Raw genomic sequence first — 16,289 nt, forward strand, 5'->3', positions numbered from 1 at the left:
CGGTCTTCCCGATCAGAATTCAGAGCATTCCATCTTAGGAAGCCGCCACGTTTCACTCTAGAACGTTTGTGCATACGCGCCGGTAAGCGGCCGGGGTGATGCGATAGGCGCGCCGGAACCAGCGGCCCAGGTGGCTCTGGTCGGCAAAGCCGGCATCGGCCGCGACCTGGGCCGGGTCATGGCCGGCCGCCAGGAGGCTGCGCGCCTGGCGCAGGCGCAATTGCACCAGATACGCATGCGGGGTGCGACCGAAGGCCTGGCTGAACTGGCGGCTCAGGCGGAACCGGTCCATCCCTGAACAGGCGACCAGATCATCCAGGCCCAGATCGTCGGCGAAACGCGCATGCATCAGATCGCGCACCCGTTGCAGCGCCGGGGAAGGCGGCTCGCTCCTGCGGGCCACGCTGTCATCAAACTGGCCGGAGAGCAAGACCAGCATGCGGTCCAGCGCCAGGTCGCGGGCCAGTTTGCCCTCGCGCTGGTGCAAGGCCAGGAAGGCCCGGTGGATGGCCCCGGCAAGCTGGGCGTCGTCGTGCAGGGTCTGGCGGAAGGCGGCGAAGCGGGTCATCGCGGGCAGGCGCAGGTGGTCGGTCATCCTGTCCAGCCAGCGCGTGGGCAGGTAGAGCATGGCGTAGGTAAAGCCGCTTTCATGGGGCGCGTGACCGTCGTGCAGGGCACCGGGTTCGATCAGGATGGACTTGCCGGGGGTGCTGACGTGCAGGGCCGTGCCACAGCGAAAGCGCTGCACGCCCTGCAGGGTCACGCCGACCAGCATCTCGTCATGGTCGTGCGGATCGTAGGCATGGCCGGAGAAATGGGCGCCGATGCTCTCGATGCCGCTGTCCTCGTCGCGCTGCAGCCTGATCCATTCCTGGGCGGGGGTGGGAGAAAGAATGTCCATGACGGGATTCTAGCCGGAGGCGACATTCCGGTGGTCCTCCCCACAGCCCTCTGGCATATTTCCTGCTAGACGGGAAATGTTGCAAGCACGCAGCACGACCGCATCCAGCAGTCGCTGCGCCGCAACAAATCAATTACCATGCGCCCTTGCGGCGACGGTCGACGACAGAAGACAGAAGACAGTCGCAATGCAATGGTGGTGCCAGCTTACCCGCTGGCCTGTCCATTGCCGTAACGCGTTCGTTATCCACGATTGATGATTGGTATTGCCATGACGACTTCTACTGCCGGCTCTTCGTCTGCCTCCCCTGCCCCCGTGGCACCCGCTTCTTCCTCGTCTTCCTCGTCCCTGCCCCGCCCGCGCGAGCGCGCTGCAGGACTTCCCCAGGTGCGCCATAACTGGATCGACAACCTGCAGGGCCAACTGTTCGGGGTGGTGATGATCGCCTTCGGCATGTCCATGCTGCACAGTCTCGGGCTCATCATCGGCCAGGTGGCCGGTGTGGCCTTCCTGGTCAGCTATGCCACCGGGGTCAGCTTCGGTACGGCCTTTGCGCTGATCAACCTGCCCTTCTACCTGCTGGCGGCCCTGCGCATGGGTGCGGCCTTCACCTGGCGCACGCTGGCGGCGGTGACCGCCGTGTCGGTGCTGACCAATATCGCCGGCAACTACATCAGCTACAGCCACCTCGATCCGCTGGTGGGTGCGGTGCTGGCGGGCCTGTGCGTGGGCATCGGGCTGATCGGCCTGTTCCGCCACCAGGCCAGCTGCGGCGGCATGAGCATCCTGGCCAGCTACCTGCAGGAGCGCACCGGTTTCAAGGCCGGCTGGCTACTGATGGGCTTCGACCTGGTGCTGTTCGCCACGGCGGCCTGCTTCATGCCGGCCGACCGCGTGCTCTATTCCCTGGTGGGAGCCATCGTCATGAACCTGTTCGTGGCCTGGAACCACCGTTACGAGTGGTATATCGCCCGCTGAACCGTAGCCTGCAGGATCAATGCGAGGACACGAACTGCGCATCCGCAAAGCCGGGCGGCAGGGCAAAGCTCTCGCGCAGGCGCCGGCATTCGGCCAGCGGGGTGGCGCCAAAGAGGCGCTTGAACTCGCGGCTGAACTGGCTGGTGCTGACATAACCCACCGCGTGGGCGGCCGCCTCGGCCGTCATCTCTTCACGCACCATCAGCAGACGCGCCTGATGCAGGCGGATCGACTTCAGGTACTGCATCGGCGAGGCCTGGGTGATTTCCTTGAAATGCACGTAGAAACTGGGCGCGCTCATGCCGGCCTCGGCCGCCAGCTGCATCACGCCCAGGTCCTGCGCATAGTCGGTGTGGATGCGCCGCAGCACCCGTCCGATCTTGCCGAAATGGCCGCGCATGGCCAGGGCGTTGCGTAGCGCCTCGCCCTGGGCGCCGGTGAGCACCCGATAGTAGATTTCGCGCAGTAGCGCGGTACCGAGGATGGCGGCCTCCTGCGGTTGCGCCATCGCTTCCAGAAAACGCAGCAGGCTGCCCTGCAAGGCTTGCTCCATGGGCGAGGACATCATGCTGCGCGCCGCCTGCACGGCGGGTGCGCCCTGGCGGTCGATCTGCAGCGCCAGCTCGGCGGCCAGCGTGAAGTCCAGGTGCAGGTACAGGGCCAGCAAGGGCCGTCGCGGCGTGGCATCGGTCTCCATGGTGAAGGGCACCGGCACCGAGACGGCCAGGTAGTGCTGCTCGTCGTAGAGATACAGCTCCCCGCCGAAATAACCGCGCTTGCGCCCCTGGCAGACGATCACGATGCCCGGGTCGTAGAGCACCGGCGTGCGCGCCAGCGGGCCATCGGCGCGCAGCACGCGCACGCTCTCCATGGGCGTGAGGTGATAGCCCTCGGTGGGTGCCATGTCCTGCAGCAGCTGGATGATGCGCTGCTGTACAGGGGCTTGCAGGGTGGGCTTGGCTGTACGCACGGCAGTCTCGTGTTTCATAGTTTCAGGCAAGAAAAACAGGTAATTACGGCTTAATGATTCGGTGATGCCTGACTATTATGCACTCCCCTACTTCACCTGGAGAAGCATGATGTCCTTGCAGAAAACCTTGCTCATCACCGGCATCAGCAGCGGCTTCGGCCGGGCGCTGGCCATTGCCGCCCTGGATGCCGGCCACTGCGTGGTCGGTACCGCACGCCACGCACAGGCGGTGGCCGACTTCGAGGCCCTGGCGCCGGGCCGCGCCTGGTGCCACGTACTGGACGTCACTGATACCGACGCCATCGCGCCCATGGTCAGCGCGGCCGAAGCGCAGAGCGGCGGCATCGACGTGCTGGTCAACAATGCCGGCTATGGGCACGAAGGCGTGATGGAAGAATCGCCGCTGGCGGATATGCGCCGCCAGTTCGAGGTCAATGTCTTCGGCGCAGTGGCGATGATGAAGGCGGTGCTGCCCTTCATGCGCGCGCGCCGCCGCGGCCACCTGATCAACATCACCTCCATGGGCGGGCATATCACCATGCCGGGGATCAGCTACTACTGCGGCAGCAAGTTCGCGCTGGAGGGTATCTCGGCCTCTCTAGGCCAGGAGCTAAAGGCGCTGGGCATCGCCGTCACGGCAGTGGCGCCGGGCTCGTTCCGCACCGATTGGGCGGGTCGGTCGATGGCGCGCTCGCCGCGCACCATCAGCGACTATGATGCCCTCTTCGATCCGGTGCGCAAGGCCCGCGAAGACAAGCACGGCAAGCAATTGGGGGACCCGGCGAAGGCAGCGCAGGCGATGCTGGCCCTGATCGCCATGCCGCAGCCACCGGCCCATCTGCTGCTGGGCAGCGATGCGCTGCAACTGGTGCGCGCCGGCCTGGCCGCACTGGAACAGGAAATCCTGGCCCATGAAGCGCTGAGCCGTTCCACCGATGGTTGAGCCGCCACCGTGCGGCAACTAGAGGGCCCGTGCTCATCGCCGCCGGGAGATCGCATGAGGGCAGTATCGACAACGCAGGGCCGGGCAGCGTCGGGCCACGACGTCCCGGACATGCCGCGGGTGTTCAGGTAGGCAGGCTATCCTTTACAATCGCGGCATCGCCGGTCATTGCACGAATATTGCATGTCCTTGCGGCTGTCCGCTCCCTCCTTTCCTGCGCCCATGAGCAACGTCCTCAACTACCTGATCACTGCCCGCCGCTGCGAAGTGGAAGAACTGCAACGCCTCGCCCGCACCTGCCAGCTGGTGCTGACGGTGGGCAAACTGATCCACTGCCTGCAGCAGGAACGCGGCATTTCCAATATCTACCTGGGCTCGCGCGGTGAGCGTGATGCCCTGGTGTGGCGCGAGCGCGTGGCCGCCAGCGAGGCGGCGCAACAGGAGTTTGCCTCCTGGCTGGAGGCCACCGAACATGACAACGCGCTTTCCAACGGCGCCCGCCTCTATACCCGCATCGCCTTCGCCTTGCACGCCCTGGACGGCCTGCCGCGCCTGCGCGCCGACGTGGCGGCCCTGGCCTGTTCACCGGCAGCGAGCTACGAGCGCTTCAAGACGCTGGTGGGGGCGCTGCTGGCGCTGGTGTTCGAAGCCGCCGACGTCGCCGTGGATCCGCAGATCTCGCGCCTGCTGGTGGCGCTGTTCAACCTGATGCAAGGCAAGGAATTCGCCGGCCGCGAGCGCGCCGGAGGCGCCGCGGCCTTTGCCATGGGCAAGATCACGCGCGAACAGGAACAAAGCATCGAATACCAGATCGAGATGCAGGAGCAGGCGCTGCGCCGTTTCGAGTCCTTCGCCGAGGGTTTCCGCAACGAGTGGACGGCGATGCAGGCCACGCTGCCGCTGGCCGAGCTGGAGCGACTGCGCCGCAAGCTGCTGACCTCGCACGAGCGGCCGCTGGATTCCGATATGGCCGATGCATGGTACCAGTGCTGCTCCACCCGCATCGATGGCCTGCATCAGGTCGAGATTCACCTGGCGCAATACGTGCAGGCGCAATGCCGCGCCAAGATCATCGAACTGCAGAAGGAGCTGGACGATCAGGGCCAGTGGTTCAGCCAGGAAGAGGCGCTCGATCCGCTGGCCCCCCTGGCGACCTTCTCCTCCAGCCTGGATGGCGGGCACCTGAGCGGCGGCCCCATGGATGCCGGGGTCGGGCCGCACCTGACACAATCCATCGTCGATCTGCTGCGGGCGCAGTCCGAACGGCTGCAGAACCTGACCCAGGAGCTGGCTACCGTGCGCGAGAGCCTGGAAGAGCGCAAGCTCATCGAGCGCGCCAAGGGCGTGCTGATGATGAAGCAGGGGCTCAATGAAGAAAACGCCTATCGCCTCCTGCGCAAGCATGCGATGAACCAGAACCGGCGCATCGCCGAAGTGGCCCAGGCCATCCTGTCGCTGACGGAAATCCTGCCGGACGCCTGAGCCCGACGCCGGTCAGAGCGTCAGCAAGCGGCCGCCTGTGCGGTCTCTTCCATGACCAGTACACACTGCCCGGCGCGCACCGGGCTGCCGGGCTGCACGCGCACCTCGGCGACGATGCCGCCAGCGGGCGCGGCAATACTGATTTCCATCTTCATCGATTCGAGGATCATCAACAGTTCACCCTGCTCCACCCGCTGCCCCGGACTGACCTTGACCTGCCACAGGTTGCCGGCAATCGGCGCATCCACCGCCAGTTGTCCGGGCTGCAGGGGCTGTCCCTGGTCAGTACTCGCAGCAGCGTCCTCGATGGCGAAGTCGGCCTGGCCACTGGCGATCCAGCGCTCACGCTCGGCGTCGAAGGCGGCCTGCTGGTGTCGACGGAAGGCCGCGATGCCCTCGGCCTCCTGCTCCAGGAAGTCCGCATAGTCGGCCAGGTTCAGGCTGGTCTCCTCGATCTGCAGATCGAAGCGGCCCAGCGGGAAGTCACGGCGTATCGTCTGCAACTCCTGGGCTGTCACCGGATAGAAGCGGATCTGATCGAAGAAGCGCAGCAGCCAGGGCTTGCCACGGAAGGCGGCGACCTCGCGGTAACGATTCCACATCTGCAGGGTGCGACCGACGAACTGATAGCCACCCGGCCCTTCCATCCCGTAGATGCATAGATAGGCGCCGCCGATGCCGACCGAGTTCTCTGCGGTCCAGGTGCGGGCGGGGTTGTATTTGGTGGTGACCAAGCGATGGCGCGGGTCCAGCGGCGTGGCCACCGGCGCGCCGAGGTAGACATCGCCCAGGCCCATGACCAGGTAGCTGGCGTCGAAGACGGTTTCGCGCACCGCCCCGATGTCCTTGAGGTCATTGATGCGACGGATGAATTCCAGGTTGCTGGGACACCACGGCGCATCCTTGCGCACGGTGGTCATGTATTTCTCGATGGCCAACTGGCAGGCCGGATCGTCCCACGACAAGGGCAGATGCACGATACGCGACGGGACTGCCAGGTTTTGGCGGACGCAGACGGCATCCCATAATCCTGCGATGGTATCGAGCAAGCGCTGCAGCGGCAGCGCTTCGGGCTGGTAGTGCAGCTGCAGGGAACGGATGCCGGGGGTGAGGTCGATCACGCCGGGCAGCGCCTGCTCCTCCAGGGCCGCGATGAGCGCATGGACGCGGAAGCGCAGCACCAGGTCCAGCTGCGGGCTGCCGACCTCCAACAGCAGATTGGTGTCACCCGACAGCCGTGCCACCAGACGCCGGTCATCGCGCCCAAGGTCGAGCACGATGGGGGACGACAACGCAGCCGGTGCCCAGTCAATGGCCGTCGGTGCCAGGCTGTCGACGGCCTGCTGACCGGCCAATGCGATACGACGCGCGGTGCTCACCTCCACCGGGACGAAGCGTAACCTGTCGCCGGCCTTGAGCTGGCCGAGTTGCCACAGGTCGGCCTCGATCACGGTGACCGGGCAAACGAAACCGCCCAGGCTGGGCCCGTCCGGACCAAGGATGACCGGCATGTCGCCGGTGAAATCCACCGCGCCCACGGCATAGGGATTGTCGTGGATGTTGGAAGGATGCAGCCCGGCCTCGCCGCCGCTGTCACGAACCCATTCCGGCGTTGGGCCGATCAGGCGCACGCCGGTGCGGCTGGAATTGAAATGCACTTCCCACTCGGTGGCAAAGAAGGTATCGATGTAGGCTGGCGTGAAATATTCCGGAGCGCCATGGGGACCATAGATCACCCGCAGATGACGTACCTCAGCGAGCGCCGGATACAAGCCCTGCGGGAGTACCTGCCCGGCCTCCGAATCCGTGCATGGCGCCAGGTGCAGGATGTCGCCCGTGGCCAGCGCCCGTCCGCCGTGGCCGCCGAACTGACCCAGCGTGAAGGTACTGCGGCTACCCAGGTAGGCCGGCAGCTGCACCCCGCCCCGCACGGCCAGATAGCTGCGTGCACCGGTACCGCTGATGACTCCCAGCTTGAGCGTGCTGCCGGCGGCGATGGACAGGGTCGTGTCCATCGCCTGCGCCACGCCGTCGATCTGCAGCGCAATACGGGCGCCGGTCACGGCGATCACGGCGGCGGTATTGAAGCGCAGTGTGGGCCCGCTCATCGTCATCTCCAGCGCCGCCGCATCGGAGGCGTTACCCAGCAGGCGATTGGCCAGCCGCAATGCGCGATCATCCATCGGTCCCGAGGGCGGCACGCCGACGGCCCAGTAGCCGATGCGCCCGGGATAGTCCTGTACCGTGGTCTGGGTTCCAGGTGCCAGCACTTCCACCGTGTCGGCCCGATAGACCAGCTGCTCCAGGCAGCGTGTCCACGGCTGGCCGCTGGCGAAGGGGACGTCGGCCAGGATCTGGCGCAGATAATGCTGGTTGGTCTGCACCCCGTAGAGCCCGGTCTGTCCCAGCGCCGCATCCAGGGCTAGGCGCGCGGCATCGCGCGTGGGTTGCCAGCTGATCAGCTTGGCGATCATGGGATCGAAATAAGGCGCGATTTCGCAGCCGGCCTCGACCCAGGTATCGATGCGCAGGGCGCGGCCGTCGGTGGGCGGGAACGCCACTGCCGTCAGCAGGCCCGGGCAAGGCTGGAACTGGCGGCCCGGATCTTCCGCATACAGGCGGGCCTGGATGGCATGACCGCTGGGCTGCAGGGTGGCGGCCAGTTGCGTCAGGGGCGGCAGGTCGCCGGCGGCCAGCTCGATCATCCAGCGCACCAGATCCACGCCCCATACCTGTTCGGTGACGCCATGCTCGACCTGCAGTCGGGTGTTCACTTCGAGGAAGTAGAACTGGCCGGCCTGGCTGTCGTAGACGAATTCCACGGTCCCGGCACTGCGATAGGACACCGCCCGCGCCAGCTTGATGGCGGCCGCGCACAGCGCTTCGGCCATGCCCTGCGGCAGGTTGGGGGCGGGTGTTTCTTCCAGCACCTTCTGGTTGCGTCGTTGCACGGAACAGTCGCGCACCCCCAGGGCGATCACCTCGCCACGACCGTCGCCGAAGACCTGCACTTCCAGATGGCGGGCACGTTCGATGTATTTCTCGATGAAGACGCCAGCGTCGCTGAAATTGTTCTGTCCGAGACGGCGCACCGACTCAAAAGCGTCGCCCAGTTCATCATCGCTGCGGCAGACGCGCATGCCGATGCCCCCACCCCCTGCAGTGCTCTTGAGCATGACCGGATAACCCACGCGGGCGGCCGCCTGGAGGGCGGTGTCCAGATTGTCCAGCAGGTCCGTGCCTTCCAGCATCGGTAGGCCCTGCTCGCGCGCCAGCGCACGGGCGGTGTGTTTCAGGCCGAAGATGCGCAGCTGTTGCGGGGTGGGACCGACGAAGGCAATCCCGGCGGCTTCGCAGGCTTCGGCAAAGGCGGCATTCTCGGACAGGAAGCCATAGCCGGGATGGATGGCCTGGGCACCGCTGTCGCGGGCGGCGGCCAGGATCTTGTCGACAGCCAGATAGGTCTGCGCTGCCGCGCCTTCGCCCAGGGAAATGGCGTGGTCGGCCTGCAATACGTGCAGGCTGCCGATATCGGATTCCGAATAGACGCACACTCCGGTGACGTCAAGCGCGCGCAAGGTACGCAGGATGCGGCAGGCAATGGCGCCGCGATTGGCGATGAGCAGATGATCGAACATTCAGGTGGCCTTGAAATCCGGGTCGTCCCGTGAATCGAAAAACCGGCTCGCGGTCGTCCGCGAGGGGTGCAGGTCGGCCTGCAAAGGACGTGGCGCGAGGATCAGTCCCAGACCAGCACTTCGGCTGCGGTCGGATTCCAGCCATTGCAGGGATTGTTCAACTGCGGGCAGTTGGAAATGAGCACGATCAGGTCTTGCGCGGCCAGCAGTTCCACGTACTTGCCGGGGGCCGAGATGCCGTCCTCGAAGGTCAGCCCACCCTCGGGGGTGACGGGGACGTTCATGAAGAAATTGATGTTGGCGCCAATGTCGCGCTTGTTCAATCGGCCATCATGCAGACAGGCGCACAGGAAGTTATCGCGGCAGCTGTGCATATAGCGCTTTTCCAGTGCATAGCGCACGGTATTGCTCTCCTGGGCACAGGCGCCCCCGAGGGTGTCGTGACAGCCACAGGTATCGGCCACGATGGTGGCCAGCGGACGCCCCAGATTGGAATACAGCACGCTGCCGGCCCCCAGATAGGCACGCTGCTGGCGGCGCAGGGTACGCTGCGGATCGTAGCGTTCGCGTGGATTGGCGGCGCTGTAGAACAAGGTGTCGATGGCCTGGTTGCCTTCCAGGTCGAGCAGGCGCAGGGTCTGGCCGGCCCTGAGGTTGAACAGGTAGGGTTCGCCGGCCGGGATCACGTGGCGGAACACCGCTTGCTCGGGCGCGAGCTGGCTTTCGATGATGTGCATGGAATCCTCCAGGTCTTAGAGATAGAAGCGTTCGGTATTGTGGAAGGCGCGCTCGTTCTCCGGACGAGAGCGGCGGCAGCCGCTGGTGCCGTCGTCGCCCTGCGCCTGCGTCCATTGCAGTTGCACCGGACGCGGTGCGTAGCGGGGATCGGGGTCCATCGGATGTTGCAGGGCGGTCAGGATGATCAGGGTGTCCATCGGCGCGGCCAGTTCGATGGCGTCGCCGGCCCGGGAGTTGCCCGGCACGAAGGCCAGGCCGCCTTCGGCATCCACGCTCACGCGCGAAAACAGGTTCACCACCATCAGCAGGTCTTGCAGGTCGAGGTTCCATTTCCCCATTTCGACCAGCAGGTTATCGACGCCATTGCGATAAAAGCCGTTGCGCAATTCCTGATAACGGCCCTGACCATATTTCTCGCGCACTTCCTCGGCATTGAGTACACCGCCGAAACTGTCATGCCAGCCGCAGGTGTCCTCGGTGATAGCGGCCAGCACGCGGCCCATGTCGGAATACAGGCAGTGGCCGGCACGCAGCCGCGCGGTATGCTGGCCTTTCAGGGTATCGGGCAGGTTCAGACGCTCGCTGGGCTGGTGGGCGTTGAGCATCATCATGCTGACGTTGGCCCCGCCTTCGATGTCGGTGATGCGCAGCGACTGGCCGCGCTTGAGGATGAAGGAAGTATGGCCTCCCCCCGGTAGCCGTTCTTCGTAGAGACTGGCCTGGATGGCCAAGGGATTCGTGCTCATGTCAGATTTCCTTTGCAGAGAGAAGACCGGTCAGCTTGCCGGCCTGTTCACGGGCTCGCGCCTCGTTGAGGGCGATGTCATAGGTGATGTGGGCGCCATAGGCTTGCGGGTATTGCGGGTCAACGCGTACCTTGTCGAATACCAGCAGGCGGGTACCCAGGCTGAACCCTTCGGAAAGGTCATGCGTGACCATGAAGACGGTCAGGCCGCTGTCGCGCCATAGATCGAGCAACAGCGTATGCATTTCCTTGCGGATGCCGGGATCGAGCGCGCCGAAGGGTTCGTCCAGCAATAGCACGCGTGGGCGCGCAATGAGGGCCTGCGCGATGGCCAGACGCTGCTGCATGCCGCCCGAGAGACTGGCGGGATACAACTGCAGTGCATGGCCCAGCCCAACCCGGTGCAGCAGCTGCGCTGCGGCGTCACGCGCCCGGCGCCTGGATCCGCCAAACAGGCGGCCGAACAGCGGTGCGCGGGGCAACTCCAGGCCGATGACCACGTTGTCCAGCACGCTGAGGTGCGGAAACACCGAATAGCGCTGGAACACCACGCCGCGCGTGGCATCGGGTTCGGCCGGGAAGGGCTGGCCCTGCAACAGCAACTGCCCCTTGCTGGGCCGCTCCTGACCCAGCAGCAGGCGCAGGAAGGTGGACTTGCCGCAACCGGAGGCCCCCACCAGGGTACAGAACTGGCCCTCCTCCACCCGCAGATTCAGCCGTTCCAGCACCACGTTGGCGCCATATTGTTGCCAGACGTTGCGAATCTCGATATAGCTCATGCGCGACCTCCTTCGGCCCAGGGGAAGAAGCGGCGGTGCACCGCGCGCAGCAGCCAGTCCATCAACCAGGCCAGCAAGGTGATCCAGACCACATAGGGCAGGATGATGTCCATGGCGAGATAGCGACGCACCAGGAAGATCCGGTAACCCAGACCGGCGGTGGCGGAGATCGCTTCAGCCGAGATCAGGAACAGCCAGGCCGACCCCAGCGACAGCCGCAGCGACACCAGCAGGCGCGCCAGCATCTGCGGCAGTGCCACGCGCAGCACCAGGGTCCAGCTATTGGCGCCCAGCGTCTGGGCCTTGATCAGCAATTCGGGTGGAATGGCGCGCCCGGTGTGCTCCAGGTCCCGTGCCAGCAAGGGCGTGACACCGATCACGATGAGCATGACCTTGGACAATTCATCCAGCCCCAGCACGATGAACAGGATCGGCAGGATGGCCAGGGGCGGCACCATCGAGATCACCGTCAACAGCGGTGACAGGCCGGCCCGCAAGACCGGGAAAACACCGTTGGCGATACCCATCACCAACCCGATCAGCGCAGCGATGCCCAGACCGATGAAGACCCGCTGCAGGCTGGCCAGGGTGTCGACCCAGAACAGGTAGTCACCGGTGCGCGGATCTTCCATGAAAGCCATATGCCGGATGGCGTCGACCATCTGCGCGGCACTGGGCAAGAGCTTGTCGCTGGGATTGTCGGCCAGGCGCGCGGCCGAGCCGAAGGCGTACAGCAGCACCAGGATGAGCAAGGGCAGCAGTGTGAGCAGCCACTGCCCGGCGCGGCCGGGCTGACGGTTCAGGAAACGCATGGCGCGCCTCCCTGAGGCAGAAAGGAATGCAGCGAAGACGCTGAATGGTGAGGCCTGGGGACGCGAACAGCGATCACGGGAAACTCCGGTCGGGGTTGAACAAAAGCAGGAGCAGCGCGGCACCTGAGGTGCAACTCTCTCCCGGGCTTTTGTCCCGCCGTGTAACCTCGACCGAGGTCGCCGGCTCTCGGACCAGTCATCTGCCTGCGGCAGACCGGAACCCTAGCCAGCTATTTGAACTTCCTGGTGCAGCCGCTCAACGTTGCGAGATCAGATTACAGATCCTGGATCATCGATGCGCTGCCCTGCGTTGCAGGGATTTCAGCAAATTCCATACCATCACCTCCTGCGCATGGCGTTCTGGCGGGGCTGCCACAGCAGCCTGACACCCAGCAGCAGGGCCTCGATCAACAGCAGCGAAGTATGCATGCGGCCACACAGCCGGGATGCCTCCAGGGCGTCGGCAGAAAAGGCGAAGGAAGTAATGGATGGTGCGGATGGTGCGGAGGGTGCGGTTCTGGACATGGTGTTCTCCTGCGAGCATGGCCTGGCCGTCCAGGATGGTTGTCGAAGCCCGTGGCCTAACATCGCCTTGCCGTGCTCCAACCCAAGTCGTCTTGGCTCGCCCTATGCGAGAACGACAATCTTGTATGCAAGTTCCAGGCCACCCGGCGCCGGGAATCGTATGCGCCGCAAACCCGCGCCACAGCCGGAGGCAAGCCAGAACGGCCAGCGTCTCGCCCAGGGCAGGTACAAGCGTGGTGCAAGGCGGCACCGATTTGGCGCGTGCGCGAAGCGCCATCCCGGCCCATGCCGGAGGCGTGCATCTGGATTTTTTGCACGCGCTATTAATAGCGAAAAAGTGCAGCAATGGTAGTGCCGATGATTGGCACGAACCTTGCTGAAAAGCGAGCGGGAGCCGGCGAGTCCGGTCTTGAGTAGGCACAATTTGCAATGGACAGCTAGGGTTCCGGTTCGCACTGGCGAATGTCTGGTCCGAGAGCAGTCGACCTCGCAAGGGGTTACACGGCGGGAGAAAAGCCCGGGAGATGACGCGTTCGCAGGACCGCGCCGCTCCCGGGCTTTTTTTCCAATAAACCCTTCGAGGACCCTACGCCGTGTACAACATCTCCCGACTCCTTGGTGGCGCCGCCATCGCCCTGGCCGCCTTCGCAGGCGCGCTCTCGCCGGCCCACGCCGCCCCCCGCACCGACTTCAAGGTCTGTACCTCCATCTACGCCGGCTGGATGCCGTGGGGCGAGGCGCAGGCCCAGGGCATCCTGGCCAAGTGGGGCAAGAAATACGGCATCAACATCAGCGCCGTGCAATTGAACGACTACGTCGAATCGATCAACCAGTACACCGCGGGCAAGTTCGACGGCTGCACCATGACCAACATGGACGCGCTGACCATTCCCGCCGCCGGCGGCGTGGACAGCACCGCATTGATCGTGGGCGACTATTCCAACGGCAACGATGGCATCGTGCTCAAGGGGAAGAACAGGAAGCTGGCCGACATCAAGGGCCAGTCGGTGCAGCTGGTGGAGTTCTCGGTATCGCACTATCTGCTGGCACGGGCGCTGGAAAGCGCCGGTCTGCGCGAGCGTGATGTCAAGGTGGTCAACACCAGCGACGCCGACATCAGCGCCGCCTTCGCGACCCCGGCGGTGACCAGCACGGTGACCTGGAACCCCATGCTCTCGGCCATCGCTGCCTCGCCCGAGGTATCCCTGGTCTACACGTCCAAGCAGTTGCCCGGCGAGATCATGGACCTGATGGTGGTCAACACCAAGACCCTGCAGGACAACCCGGCCTTCGGCAAGGCCTTGACCGGTGCCTGGTACGAGATGATGGCCATCATGACCGCCAAGGATGAGCGCGCCACCCGCGCACTGGGCGCCATGGGCAAGGCTTCCGGCACTGACCTGGCAGGCTTCCAGGCACAGTTGGCCGCCACCGCCATGTTCTACCAACCCAAGGCCGCACTGGAGTTCGCCACCAAGAAGGAACTGCCGACCATCATGGGCCGCATCGCCAAGTTCAGCTTCGACCACGGCATCCTCGGGCCCAACGTCAAGAGCGCCGACGGCATCGGCATCGCCTTCGACGGCAACGTCGTGATCGGCGACAAGAAGAACGTCAAGCTGCGCTTCGACCCGACCTACATGAAGATGGCGGCGGACGGAAAACTGTAGTTCCTGACTGCAGTTTTTCGCGCGCGCCAGCACCACCCTCACCTGCAATCCCCTCTGCGCGGGGCCGGCAACGGCCCCGTCGGACCCTGCTCGTGCTTTGCGTTCAGTACTTTCACTGCTTTCACATTTGCCCTGCCCACACCAACGGAGAGAACCTTGACTAACTACATCCCTTCCCTGTCGCGCCTGTCCTGCCTTGGCGCCAGTGTCGCTACGGTCGCTACGGTCGCTGCCCTGCTGACCGCCCCCCCTGTCCTGGCGGAGGATGCGCCCGCCGCCAATCCCGCCACCCCTGCTGGTCCCTGGACCATCACCAAGCACATCGACCTGGCCTCGCGCTATGTACTGCGCGGTGTCACCACCACCTATGGCAATGGCCAGCCGCTGGGCAATGCAGGTGCCGACGCCCCTGAGTCAGACCAGGCGGCGCTGCAATGGGGCATCGATTTCGTCCACACCAGTGGCTGGAGCTTCGGTTACTGGGCCTCCACCATCAACTATTCGTACAAGCAGCTGGGCAATTCCTACAGCGACCGCAGCATCACCGCGTTCCAGAAACCGCGCTCGGTAGAAAACGACTTCTACTTCGCCTATGCCGGCAACATCATGGGTGATCTCGGCTACATCCTGGGCATGACCGGCTACTACTATGCCAACGGGACGCACGCCAATGCCCTGGAAACCAAGGCGGGCCTGACCTGGGGCGCGCTCTCCTTCAATGCGCAGACCCTGCTCAACGACGTGGTCTGGGGCAACAAGGGCGACACCTACTGGACCCTGGTCTACACCAAGCCGCTACCGTATGACATCACGTTCACCGGCACTCTGGGCGCCTACACCTACAAGCGCGAGGGCAAGTACCTGGGGACCCGTGACACCGCCACCGGCACCGCCTGCGCCGCGGGCGAAGCCTTCGTCGTCAACGGCTGCTTCGCCGGCAACGGCCCCAGCAGCGGCGGCCTGCGCCACCTGACCCTGGGATTGTCGGCACCGTTCCCGGATTCGTCGCTGAGCTGGTCGCTGCAGGCCATCCTGGGAGGCTATAACCGCTTCGACGTCAAGCAGGGCAACCAACTGGTGGGCATGCTGAGCTGGGGCTTCTGATACCAACACGTCCTGGTAGGCGCAAGCCACCGGGACGTCACCACACGCTGTAGGAAGCGTCAGACTTTTCCGACATCAAAAGCGCAGACTCACTGATCCCCATCCTGCGCGCAAGCGCGCATCATGGCTCAGCCGTATGCACGGCGACTGGCCGTCTGTCAGCTCGTCTGTCAGCTCGTCTGTCAGCCCGTATGCCTGTGTCGCCTGTGTTGATACGGCCCCGATTTCCCACACGGAAACGCGCCATGAAAAAAATAAGCATCTCCGCCAATCGCCGCCACTTCCTGCGCGGCGCCTTGACTGCCGCGCCGGCTGCCGCGCTGGCGCTGACCACCGGCAGCCTCACCGTCGCTGCCCAGGGCCAGTCGGCCCAGTCCGGCGACAACACACCCTACAAACCCAGCTTCTTCAATCAGGATGAATTCGCCCTGCTCAGTGCCCTGGCCGAGGTGCTCATCCCGGCCGATGAAAACGGCCCGGGTGCGCTGGAGGCGGGCGTGCCCGAATTCATCGACGCCCAGATGAACACGCCCTACGGCCAGGGACAGCTGTGGTACATGCAAGGGCCGTTCACGCCGGATGCACCGGCCGAGTTCGGTTACCAGCTGCCCTATCCGCCGCGTGAGCTGTACAAGAAGGGCCTGGCCGAGTTCGACGCCGCCATCAAGCAGCAATACGGCCAGGGCTATGTCGGGCTGAGCCAGCAGCAACGTGAAAAGATGATGGGCGAGTTCGAGAAGGGCAATGTGAATATGGCCAGCATTCCCCCTGCGGCCTTGTTCAACCAGTTGCTGCAGAACGTGCACGAAGGCTATTTCTGCGACCCCGTCGATGGCGGCAACAAGGGCATGGCCGCATGGAAGATGATCGGCTTTCCCGGTGCCCGCGCCGACTACTACGACTGGGTGGACCAGTACGGCCGCATCTATCCGCTGCCGCCGGTCTCGCGCGGCTGACGCCGCCTCCTCCCCTCAGCCCCTTCTGCCCCAACCTCCCTGGAAGCA

General features: G+C 64.7%; 14 protein-coding genes and 2 riboswitches. Of the genes, 6 read left to right on the forward strand and 8 right to left on the reverse strand.

All coding sequences use genetic code 11. The features are described from left to right. Positions 1–52 precede the first annotated feature (52 nt). On the reverse strand, positions 53–901 hold the full coding sequence (locus I5R65_RS11605; protein WP_180669852.1) for an AraC family transcriptional regulator: 849 nt from the start codon (positions 899–901) through the stop codon (positions 53–55). Between the two features lie 270 nt (positions 902–1,171). Here I5R65_RS11605 and I5R65_RS11610 point away from each other — a divergent pair, with 270 nt between their 5' ends. Beyond that, on the forward strand, positions 1,172–1,879 hold the full coding sequence (locus I5R65_RS11610; RefSeq protein ID WP_231395154.1) for a YitT family protein: 708 nt from the start codon (positions 1,172–1,174) through the stop codon (positions 1,877–1,879). Positions 1,880–1,895: 16 nt separating this feature from the next. On the opposite strand, the gene I5R65_RS11615 is transcribed toward I5R65_RS11610, so the two are convergent. Further along, positions 1,896–2,783, reverse strand: a complete 888-nt coding sequence (locus I5R65_RS11615; protein ID WP_370460989.1) for an AraC family transcriptional regulator N-terminal domain-containing protein — start codon at positions 2,781–2,783, stop codon at positions 1,896–1,898. Positions 2,784–2,958: 175 nt separating this feature from the next. Between I5R65_RS11615 and I5R65_RS11620 the strand changes: the two genes are divergently transcribed. Both I5R65_RS11620 and I5R65_RS11625 read left to right on the forward strand, forming a co-directional pair. Further along, positions 2,959–3,792, forward strand: coding sequence for an oxidoreductase (locus I5R65_RS11620; RefSeq protein WP_180669858.1), 834 nt, complete (start codon positions 2,959–2,961; stop codon positions 3,790–3,792). 222 nt (positions 3,793–4,014) lie between these two features. Further along, positions 4,015–5,274 carry a nitrate regulatory protein gene (locus I5R65_RS11625; protein ID WP_180669860.1) on the forward strand — a complete coding sequence of 420 codons (1,260 nt, stop codon included), beginning with the start codon at positions 4,015–4,017 and terminating at the stop codon, positions 5,272–5,274. A 20-nt stretch (positions 5,275–5,294) separates the two neighbouring features. Here I5R65_RS11625 and uca read toward each other — a convergent pair whose 3' ends face one another. The 6 genes from uca to I5R65_RS11655 form a co-directional block, all read right to left on the reverse strand. Continuing rightward, positions 5,295–8,912, reverse strand: a complete 3,618-nt coding sequence (gene uca / locus I5R65_RS11630; RefSeq protein ID WP_180669862.1) for an urea carboxylase — start codon at positions 8,910–8,912, stop codon at positions 5,295–5,297. A 101-nt stretch (positions 8,913–9,013) separates the two neighbouring features. Beyond that, entirely contained in the window at positions 9,014–9,649 is a 636-nt protein-coding gene (locus I5R65_RS11635) for an urea amidolyase associated protein UAAP2 (RefSeq protein WP_180669864.1), read from the reverse strand. A 15-nt stretch (positions 9,650–9,664) separates the two neighbouring features. Continuing rightward, positions 9,665–10,396, reverse strand: a complete 732-nt coding sequence (locus tag I5R65_RS11640) for an urea amidolyase associated protein UAAP1 (RefSeq protein ID WP_180669866.1) — start codon at positions 10,394–10,396, stop codon at positions 9,665–9,667. 1 nt (position 10,397) lies between these two features. Beyond that, a complete protein-coding gene (locus tag I5R65_RS11645; RefSeq protein WP_180669868.1) occupies positions 10,398–11,174 on the reverse strand; it encodes an ATP-binding cassette domain-containing protein in 777 nt (258 codons plus the stop codon). Then, a complete protein-coding gene (locus I5R65_RS11650; protein WP_180669870.1) occupies positions 11,171–11,986 on the reverse strand; it encodes an ABC transporter permease in 816 nt (271 codons plus the stop codon). Before I5R65_RS11650 ends, I5R65_RS11645 begins: the two co-directional genes overlap by 4 nt. Before the next feature lie 136 nt (positions 11,987–12,122). Then, positions 12,123–12,223, reverse strand: a riboswitch (guanidine-I (ykkC/yxkD leader). 102 nt (positions 12,224–12,325) lie between these two features. Further along, positions 12,326–12,511, reverse strand: coding sequence for a hypothetical protein (locus I5R65_RS11655; RefSeq protein WP_180669871.1), 186 nt, complete (start codon positions 12,509–12,511; stop codon positions 12,326–12,328). A 426-nt stretch (positions 12,512–12,937) separates the two neighbouring features. Then, a riboswitch (guanidine-I (ykkC/yxkD leader) is annotated at positions 12,938–13,037 on the forward strand. A 67-nt stretch (positions 13,038–13,104) separates the two neighbouring features. On the opposite strand from I5R65_RS11655, the gene I5R65_RS11660 reads away from it, so the two are divergent. The 3 genes from I5R65_RS11660 to I5R65_RS11670 all read left to right on the forward strand — a co-directional run bounded on the left by I5R65_RS11660 (position 13,105) and on the right by I5R65_RS11670 (position 16,241). Then, positions 13,105–14,181 (forward strand): putative urea ABC transporter substrate-binding protein, encoded by a 1,077-nt coding sequence (locus I5R65_RS11660; protein ID WP_180669873.1) that lies wholly within the window; start codon positions 13,105–13,107, stop codon positions 14,179–14,181. Between the two features lie 156 nt (positions 14,182–14,337). Further along, positions 14,338–15,285: a TorF family putative porin gene (locus I5R65_RS11665; protein WP_231395155.1), complete on the forward strand. Its 948-nt coding sequence runs from the start codon at positions 14,338–14,340 to the stop codon at positions 15,283–15,285. A gap of 245 nt (positions 15,286–15,530) precedes the next feature. Continuing rightward, positions 15,531–16,241 carry a gluconate 2-dehydrogenase subunit 3 family protein gene (locus tag I5R65_RS11670; protein ID WP_180669875.1) on the forward strand — a complete coding sequence of 237 codons (711 nt, stop codon included), beginning with the start codon at positions 15,531–15,533 and terminating at the stop codon, positions 16,239–16,241. The last annotated feature ends 48 nt before the right edge of the window (positions 16,242–16,289 follow it).

The organism is Herbaspirillum sp. AP02 (assembly GCF_015767275.1).
Classification (GTDB): domain Bacteria; phylum Pseudomonadota; class Gammaproteobacteria; order Burkholderiales; family Burkholderiaceae_D; genus Herbaspirillum.